The following is an 8,961-nucleotide window of genomic DNA, read 5'->3' on the forward strand; positions in this document are numbered from 1 at the left end:
GATGCTCTGGAAGGCTTGGGCTCCCGCAATCGGCCTTGGCGTTGCCGCAGCCATCGGCATGATTTGGACCGTTTATTTGCCGATAGTTGGGCTTCGCCATCTGCTCGGGTACAACTAGCGGGGACTCGGCCCCTGGGCCGCCAGGGCCGGTTGAATGCGCGCCGCTAGGCCGAGAGCCTACCAATGGCCAAGCCGCTGTTTAGCTTCGACAGTTGCAGGACGGCTTGGTCCCGGAGGCATAATGATCGTTCCGAAAAGATCGTATCGATCCATCCAGGGTTTACGGGCGATCGCCGCTTGGATGGTCGTCCTCGGGCACGCAGTCATAGAGGCAAACGCACTGTCCGGCCAGAATACCCTCATGCCCCTTCGCCCATACACTGACGTCATATGCCATTTTGGTGTCGATATCTTTTTCGCCATAAGTGGGGCGATAATGTATTTGATCACGCAGCGAAGACAGGATGCCGGACGGATAGCGGACGCTGGTCGTTTCACGCTCCGGCGCGTACTGCGCATACTTCCTTTGTTCTGGCTGTCCATGATTCTCACGCTCTGGACCGGGAGGGGCACGCCGCCACCTGACGTGTGGGCCTGGACGCGCCAGCTCTTCCTCATCGATTTCCCTTTGCCCCAGCCAGTCGGCTGGACGCTTGTATTCGAGATCAGGTTCTATGTGCTGGTTGCTGTCATCGTGATGATATTTCGAAACCGCAAGCTGGGTTTTGCCGCTCTGGCTGTCTTTCTTCTGCTGGTATCGCAGGTTTGGCCGACAGCCGAAACGATGACAAGCCCGATCATGTTGGAATTTGTGATGGGGATCGCTGTCGCGGCGGTATGCCAATCAGGGATCCGCTTGCCGGCGAGCTTGCTGCTCTTGGGCGCCGTGGGCTGGTTTCTCTATGCCTCTATTTGGTTATACCCCACCATGGAGATCAATGCGTTCCGCTGGTACGGCTTCGGTCCGCCTGCCGCGTTGTTACTTTGCGCGGCGATGATGCTGGAGCGCGATGGCAAGCTGAGGACGCCATCACTGGCGCTGGCTGCCGGAAACGCTAGCTACAGCACGTATCTCTGGCACCTGGGCCTGATAGGCGTATTGAGCTCGTTCTGGTCGCGTAGCCCCCTGGCGAGCGTTGTCTATCTTTTTGCGTTGCTTTTCCTGACGGCCGTCGTCAGCGCAGTGAGCTATCGCTTGATCGAGCGACCGCTTATCGTGCTTTCGAAACGCCGCGTAGAGAGCGGGGAACTCCATTAAGCCCTGAATTTTGGATTGCCCCAGCGGCTTCGATCTGGCTGAATGGGCGATTTAAAGAGTATGTGCGTTGACATCGCCCCAGCCTAAGACCGCACACCGAACAAAGCGGGCTCCCTTGCAAAGACTCTCGTCCTGGTAGGCCTGAAATTGGAAATCGATGTTCAGTGCGCACCCGCAAAGAGCGAGCCTATGAGACCGTCCGGACCGAGATCGTCAAGATCAAAACTGCTATGGAGGCTCATCACGGAATTCAATTGGAGCGACTACGTCATCGCCGCAATCCTAGTCGCGGCAAATTATGGTTTGATTTCTGCAGTCACCGGGGCTTGGCCAATCGAATACGGCTACATTCGGCTACTACTCGATTTCTAGCCGCGCAGATCAGCACGCCCTGCCATCTTATCGACAATCATGGCTTAGCTGATCAGGCCATTTCGCCCGGCAGTTGCGAGCAGCTGGATCTTGTGCAACTCTTTCAAACTGGGGGAGTGGGCACATGTATTGGCAAAGGGTGTTGTCTTTAGGGGCTTTGCTCCTCTTTTCTGCTTGCACATCCGACTACTTGAACAACTATGACTCGGTGACGCTCGCGGCCGGCGATGCGAACCACGCCAACATGCTTCTGCAGACCGTCGATCCTCTCAATCCAAACAGCAACAACACCCACATCGAGGGCGACGGCGCCCGCGCGGTGGCCGCCTTCAACGCGTATCGGCGCGTGGCGCCCGCTGGTGGTGCCGACTTGGACTGTGCAGGCGGCAAGGGAAACAATCCGGTTGTAGCCGGTCCTGTGAAAATCACTGGTGCTGACACCAACCGGCTGGATGGCGATCACGACGGCGTAGGCTGCGAGTAAATGGACAAATCCCGATACGACAATCGCTCAGACCAATGGCGCAAACGGCAAGGTGCACAGCGTCGGCGTGCCCGCCTAATAGCGGCCATCCCAAAGCGGCTGGTCTTCGTGACGGTTGCTGCGGCAGCCGCCTTCGTCGCGCAGTTCGCCGTGCAGCACAGCGAAAGTTCCCCTGACCTTCACGTTTCCAACTGGATCGGACGTACCCCGGAGCCGATCGCCGGCGTCGCCTCTGTCATCGATGGCGATACGATCGAGATTCATGGGCAACGCATCCGCTTCAATGGCATCGACGCCCCCGAGTCCGCCCAGCAATGCGACGACGCCAAGGGCGTTCGCTACCGGTGCGGGGCGAAGGCCGCTGCAGCACTGGACGGGTTCTTGGCCGCCTCGAGGCCGGTCACATGCACCTTTATCGCCTGGGACCGCTACAACCGCTTTGTGAGCGACTGCCGGCGTGCGGATGGCGCCAGTGTGGCCGCATGGATGGTCGAAAACGGCTATGCGCTCGACTGGCCCAAGTACAGCGGTGGCGCCTATGCAGCGCAGCAGGCGAAGGCCGAGGCGGCGAAGGTCGGCCTGTGGGTCGGACAGTTCCAACTGCCGTGGGAGTGGCGGGCCGGGTATGGAGACAACGCCAGGCCGGCAGTGAGCCAATCCCTAGGCATCGTCGGGCGCCAGGTCGCGCAGCTATTCCTGCCAGCCGCGGCGGAAATGCTCGCAGATCAGCTCGTGCGACGAGGCTCAATGGTATCTCAGTAACTGTCCGTGGGGTGGCAAACTGGACCGTGATGGCGACGGGCAGGCGTGTGAAACGCTCTGCTAGTGAGTGATTATCGGCTGTGAGGGTCGCGGACCGATTTGGGGGTGTGGGGGACTACAATGAGAATGGGTCGACGAGCCGCAGTTTCGGCTGCGGTAGCCTTGGCGCTGGCAACCGCCTCATGCACGACCTCGCAACAGACACTAGCCAAGAACCCGAGTGCCGTCAGCACTTCAGCCCTTTGTAGAACCTTATCCTCTACGAAGGATGCGAAGTTTCAGGACGATCTCTACGCTGAGCTCGTTCGGCGATCCGTGACTCTCGTCCAATGCGCCGACATGATCAGAAAGCAAAATCAGGCGATAGCTGCCGGTATCGCCATTGCAGCTGTGGGCGCAGCCGTTGCGGTATGCTCGAATAACGACTGTGGCGGGGGCGGATACGGCAGGCCGAATTATTACCAAGGCGCCGATTGGGACGAGTTCTACAACCAATATCGCCAGCTCGTTTGGGCTTGCCGCGATATCGCTACCGGCCAGTTCGTCGACTACAGCAATTGCTTCGGCAAAGCGCAGACAGATTGGCGCTGGCCCGCCAAGTACGCCTACTGAAACACACCAGCAGTCACGAGATTGGATGGCGGAATAGACTACTACATCTACGAGAACTGGACCCACGATCATGGCCGGATCCATCGAGCTGATTGCGGGTTTTGCAACGAGGGTTAAGGCACGCAAGGCTGGAACCGGAGATAGGAACGGCCGCTGGCACGGACCACTTGATCGGGAGGCGGCGTTCGCAAAAGCTGCCCAACTCGATCGCGCCGATATGCGCGCGTCCTCAATATGTGATCCCTAGACGGTCACTTGGACGGGGACCAACACTAATTCCATAGCGGCAAATCGGTCCAGTTCGCGGGGAAGCCCGCGTGACCGATCTTGATATTTGGCGCCACAGGGAATGCCGCCATATGTTCTCTCAGGCGATCCGCCCAGTTGGTCCGCGGGTTAATACGTTTGAGTAGCACCCTCATTATTGCCAATGCCGCATAAGGCCTGCGATTAGCTCCAGCCATCTGCAGCAAATGGTCCAGCTCGCGCATGCAGGATCGAATGCGGCGCATAGACCGCACCGTCGAGACGCATCTGACCGCTGTTTGGCGCAATCACACCGCTGAGAATCTTGACCAGCGTGGATTTGCCGGCGCCGTTTTCGCCGAGCACCGCATGGACTGGCGGCGACACACTCAACAGACTTCCTCAAAAACGCTCTCTTCCATCCCAAAATATGCAGTGAGAACGTTCTCTTTTTTCTCGAAATGCGCTGTGATCAACAGATCATCGACGCTTGAATTGCGGAGCCACATATCTTCGGATTTTCATACCGGGCTGCTGTTTTCAACGGCGGTTCAATGAGACCGCAATGATGATGATGGCTCCTTTGATGACCTCTTGGATGCTGGTCGATAGACCGAGCACGAGAAGACCAAACCCGAGAATGCCTATGAAGATTGCGCCGACGACGGACCCGACGATTGATCCATAACCGCCAAAGAGTCTTGTCCCGCCTATGATCACGGCCGCGATCACATCCAGTTCGAGACCCGCTCCCAGGCTGGGATTGCCGGCCGTGGAGCGGGCTGCGAGCATCAGGCCAGCAAGGGATGCGGTCATGCCGGATAGTACAAAGGCGAAAATCTTGACGCCGTCCGTGCGCACACCGGAAAAGCGCGCGGCAACAGCATTTCCACCGGTCGCATAGACACGTCTGCCGTAGGGCATCTGATGCAGCAGGTAGTAGCCGACAGCCGTAAGGACGATCGTCCACCAGATCGGTGCCTGTATGCCCAGAAAACTGCCGTTCCAGAACAGATTCGAAAAATCATCGTCGACGATCGACACTGGCCGGGTGCCGGTGATGGTCAGCGCCAGTCCGGAGAAGATAGACAACATGCCAAGCGTCACAAGAAACGATGGAATGCGCAGTTTTGTAACCAGCACGCCCGACACCGCGCCGATCGCGGCTCCGGCGCCCAACACCAGAAGGGCGGCGACATAGGTCGGCACACTTTGATCGAGCAGCAACGCTCCGATCATACCTGAAAAGCTGGCAACCGAACCGACCGACAGGTCGATTTCACCGCAGATGATAACGTACGTCATGCCGATCGCCATCACGGAGACGATGGCTGTGATACGCAGAACGGCGCTTGCGGTTGAGACCGACGCGAAGTGGGGGGCGAACAAGACGAAATAGAGGGTGATCGCCAGGAAGATCACATAGGTGATGTGATCGCGGAAAAAATTCATCGCACTTGCGCTCATCGGCATCGAGGATGGTTTCATGCTGCAACTCCTTGGGCGCGTACTGTGGTCTGTCTGGCGACCTCGGCCTGCAGCAACGCGCGAAGCCCAGTCTCGTCGTGCGCGCTGCCCATGCTGCGCGTTATCCGCCCCTGCGCCATCACCAGAATGCGATCGGACAAATCCAGAAGTTCTTCGAGTTCCGAAGAAATGAGCAGCACGGCGACGCCATCGCCTGCCGTGCGGCGCACAAGCTCGCGCATATCGCGCTTGGCATTGACGTCCACGCCGGAAGTTGGCTCATCTAGGATCAACAGCTTCGGCTTCATTGCCAGCCATTTTGCGAAGACAATCTTCTGCTGATTGCCGCCCGAAAGCTCCTGGGCTTTTTGTAAGGGACCGCGGCACAGGATATTAAGGTCGTCGCGGTATTGTCTGAACAAAGCCGCTATCCGGGCCTTTGCCATCGGTCCAAAGGGACCCGCGAGCGAGAAATCGGAAAGGCGGGGAAGCGCAAGATTCTCCTCGATGGAGCGCCCGCCAACAAGCCCTTCGAGCCGGCGGTCTTCTGGAACAAGGGCCACACCAGCAGTGATGGCCCCGCGGACGCTGCCCAGCCGAACGGATTCTCCTGCGACGGTGATGTGGCCGGATACATCCGGAAGGATACCGAACAAGGCCTTGCCCAAGGTCGAGCGGCCGCTGCCGACAAGCCCGGCAAGACCGACGATCTCGCCTGGATCGATCGAGAACGATACGTCGGACAGCTTGCGCGACGTGGCTAGATCGCGGACCTCAAGGGCCGGCGCCCCGACCGACGTTGCCGGGCGGCGTTTTGTGGGCGCTGCTGCGGTCGGCAAAGGTGCGTCGCCCCTTGGCCGTGACATCATCGCGGCGATATCCTCGATGGATGTCTTGCTCGGATCAAGTGGGCCAACCAGTCGCCCATCCTTGATGATCGAAATGCGATCCGAAAGCCGCAGCACATCGGCCATGCGATGGCTGATGTAGACGATACCGATTCCGCCCTGCTTTAGCTGACCGATGGTGCGAAAAAGCGTTTCTTCCTCGTGGATGGTCAGAGATGAAGTCGGCTCATCCATGACGAGCAGCTTGGCGCCCCGCGAGATCGCCTTGAGGATCTCGACCATCTGCCGTTGGGCGAAGGCCAGATCGCCCACGCGCGCAGAAGCATCAAGCGAGAAGGCGTACCGCTCGATCAGAGCCTGGGCATCACGAACCATTTTTCTGCTGTTGATACGCCGGCCAAAGGAGAGGGGCTCGCGAAGGACAAAGAGGTTTTCGGCAACCGAGCGGTTCGGCAAGACGCTCAGTTCCTGGAAGATCATTGCAATACCGCGATCGATCCTCTCGCGAAGCGACAAGCTGGTGACGTCCTCTCCGGCGAACAGAATGCGGCCCTCATCCGTTCGATAGGCTCCCATGAGAATCTTCATGAGCGTCGATTTGCCCGCACCGTTCTCGCCGAGCAGCGCGTGTGTTTCACCGGCCATGACCTCGAATGAAATATCAGACAGCACGCGGTTCGCGCCAAACGACTTGCTGATGCGTTGCATCGCTACAATCGCGTTCTGGGACGGTGACGTTTTCGCTTCGGCCATGACGATTTTCTCGGTCGCTCGGGAGCGTCGGCGGACTGTTGGAGCCCGCCGACGGAACAAGGGGGCTAGAAGCACTTGCCGTTGCAGATTTTTACCACTGAGGCTGGAGCATCTTCCTTGGTGACCAGCTTGAGGGCGCTGAGAAGGTCGAGCTTCTTGACGCGCAACGTCGGCACCGAAATGTATGGCGGGACGTCATGTCCAAGCAACGCAAGCGCGGCCGCCTTGGCCTCGGCGACGCCCTGGTCGTAGGGACGCTGCGCGCCTACGGCCAGAAATTCGCCGCGTGCAACGTTCAGCGCGCTGTCCGCGGCAATGTCATTCGTGGTGACGACGATGTCGCGGCCGAGTGTCTTTGCCGCGGCCACGACTTGCTGGGCGGGCGTGTCCCAGGCAACGAAAATACCCTTCATGTCGGGATGCGCCGTCAACATTGCGGTGGCAACCTCGTAGGCCTTCTCTGGCGCCGTGAAGGTGCCGACATCCGCGACCTTGATATCGGGATGTTCGCCGAATGCCTTCAAGGCACCGACCTTGCGGGCCGCGACGGAGTAGTAATAGTCATAAACCAGCGTGATGATGCCGACCTCACCCTTGCCGCCAATCGCCCCGACAAGTTCCTGCGCGGCGAAATAGGCATTCTTTTCATTGTCGGAGGCGACAACGGTCACATAGTCCTTGCCCGGGGCCATATCGACCGGGACGTTGTCCATGAAAACCAGCTTGATGCCGGCTGCCGCCGCCTTCTTGTAGGCTTCGGACTCAGATTTCGGATCGATCGGAATCGAGAAGATTACGTCCGGCTTGCGGGCGGTCATCTGCTCCAGATCGCTGATTTGCTGGCCGGGCTGGAACTTGGCGTCGGTGGTTCCTACGACCTCGATACCGAGGTCCTTGAGCGTGTTGCTGATTCCGGCGACCTGCAACTGAGGCCAGCCGGCATCCATGGTGTGCATCACCAGTCCAGCGGTAAACTTTCCCGCCTTGAGCTTGGCAAGGTCCTCATCGGAGAATTTCAGCACGTCCGGCGACACCGCCGGCGGACCATCCGGGAAGCCTGGGACGGGTTGGCCTCTCGGCGACAGGGGCAGCGGCTCGAGCAGAGCTTGTGCTTCCGGTGGGATGGTGTCATCGGCGAGAGCCGACGATCCGGCCAGTCCCGATAGCGCCAACGCCAAGGCGGCCGCCATAAATCCACGATAGTGCATTTCATTCCTCCCGATCATATGAAACGGCCGTAGCGGCCGGGTGGCGACCTGGCTGGTCGTACTGGTTGGGCGCTGTTCAGCGCCCGTAAGGCATCAATGCCGCCGTGGCGGCACCCGAATAGTTCACGTAGACCGTCTTCTTGCGCATGTAGCTCTCGAGCCCATGCACGCCGTCGTCGCCGCCCAGCCCGCTTTCGCGGAAGCCGACATGGAAACCCTGCAGCATTTCCGGTCCGATCCGGTTCACGTAGATCTCGCCGAACGAAACCTCGTTGACGGCGTTCATGACGCGGCCCAGATCATTGGTGAAAAGATAGGCCGACAGGCCATAGTTGCTGGCATTGGTGATGCTGACAGCCTCCTCGAAAGTGTCGAAGGGCATGATCGGCACGACCGGGCCGAAGATTTCGCGCGTCATGATCGGCATGTCAGGCGTCACATCTGTCAGTACGGTCGGATTGAGCCAGTAGCCGCCATCGACGGGCGCCTTGGTCGGGCGCCCACCGGCGAGAGCAAGCCTCGCGCCGCCCGCCACGGCTTCCGCAAGCACCGCCTCGACCTTTTCCAACTCTTCACGGCTGACTTTCGGGCCGATATCGGTATTTGTGTGCATCGGATCACCGACGACGAGCGACTTGGAGAATTCCACAAAGCGTGTGACGAACTGATCGTAAATCGAACGGTGAACGAGCGTGCGTTCGTTGCAAATGCAGACCTGTCCGCAATTCATGTATCGCGACGTGGCTGCGGAACGAACCGCCAGGTCGAGATCGGCATCAGCCAGGACGATGAATGGCGCCTTGCCGCCAAGCTCCAGCGAAACAGGCGTCAGATTGCGCGAAGCGTTCGCCATGATGCGCTTACCGGTCGGTACGCTTCCAGTCATGGTGATGAGGTCGACGCCGGGTTCCGTGCAGAGCACTTCGCCTATGGTTTCACCCCGTCCCGTTA

The 8,961-nt window shown here is 59.2% G+C and carries 10 protein-coding genes; 5 read left to right on the forward strand and 5 right to left on the reverse strand.

Annotated features, from left to right (window positions below; all coding sequences use genetic code 11):
- Positions 1-241: 241 nt before the first annotated feature.
- The 5 genes from EN964_RS15465 (at position 242) to EN964_RS15485 (ending at position 3,488) form a co-directional block, all read left to right on the forward strand.
- Entirely contained in the window at positions 242-1,258 is a 1,017-nt protein-coding gene (locus EN964_RS15465; RefSeq protein ID WP_164748683.1) for an acyltransferase, read from the forward strand.
- Positions 1,259-1,754: 496 nt separating this feature from the next.
- Positions 1,755-2,114, forward strand: coding sequence for a calcium-binding protein (locus EN964_RS15470; protein ID WP_127271250.1), 360 nt, complete (start codon positions 1,755-1,757; stop codon positions 2,112-2,114).
- Complete coding sequence (locus tag EN964_RS15475) at positions 2,115-2,876, forward strand: thermonuclease family protein (protein WP_127271248.1); 762 nt, start codon at positions 2,115-2,117, stop codon at positions 2,874-2,876.
- Positions 2,839-2,940: an excalibur calcium-binding domain-containing protein gene (locus EN964_RS39400; RefSeq protein ID WP_127271265.1), complete on the forward strand. Its 102-nt coding sequence runs from the start codon at positions 2,839-2,841 to the stop codon at positions 2,938-2,940. Before EN964_RS15475 ends, EN964_RS39400 begins: the two co-directional genes overlap by 38 nt.
- Positions 2,941-3,215: 275 nt before the next feature.
- Positions 3,216-3,488 carry a hypothetical protein gene (locus tag EN964_RS15485; RefSeq protein ID WP_127270097.1) on the forward strand — a complete coding sequence of 91 codons (273 nt, stop codon included), beginning with the start codon at positions 3,216-3,218 and terminating at the stop codon, positions 3,486-3,488.
- A gap of 450 nt (positions 3,489-3,938) precedes the next feature.
- Here the strand turns inward: EN964_RS15485 and EN964_RS39405 are convergent, their stop codons facing one another.
- The 5 genes from EN964_RS39405 to EN964_RS15515 all read right to left on the reverse strand — a co-directional run.
- Positions 3,939-4,121, reverse strand: a complete 183-nt coding sequence (locus tag EN964_RS39405; RefSeq protein WP_372958873.1) for an ATP-binding cassette domain-containing protein — start codon at positions 4,119-4,121, stop codon at positions 3,939-3,941.
- A 153-nt stretch (positions 4,122-4,274) separates the two neighbouring features.
- A complete protein-coding gene (locus tag EN964_RS15500; protein WP_127276509.1) occupies positions 4,275-5,222 on the reverse strand; it encodes an ABC transporter permease in 948 nt (315 codons plus the stop codon).
- The gene (locus tag EN964_RS15505; RefSeq protein ID WP_127270101.1) at positions 5,219-6,802 is read right to left on the reverse strand and encodes a sugar ABC transporter ATP-binding protein; all 1,584 of its coding nucleotides are present in this window, start codon (positions 6,800-6,802) and stop codon (positions 5,219-5,221) included. The genes EN964_RS15500 and EN964_RS15505 overlap by 4 nt, the downstream gene beginning before the upstream one ends.
- A gap of 65 nt (positions 6,803-6,867) precedes the next feature.
- Positions 6,868-8,010, reverse strand: coding sequence for a substrate-binding domain-containing protein (locus EN964_RS15510; protein ID WP_164748684.1), 1,143 nt, complete (start codon positions 8,008-8,010; stop codon positions 6,868-6,870).
- Between the two features lie 76 nt (positions 8,011-8,086).
- A partial coding sequence (locus tag EN964_RS15515) for an aldehyde dehydrogenase family protein (protein ID WP_127276511.1) occupies positions 8,087-8,961 on the reverse strand: 875 nt, incomplete at its 5' end.

Source organism: Mesorhizobium sp. M7A.F.Ca.CA.001.10.2.1 (assembly GCF_003998575.1).
Taxonomy (GTDB): domain Bacteria; phylum Pseudomonadota; class Alphaproteobacteria; order Rhizobiales; family Rhizobiaceae; genus Mesorhizobium.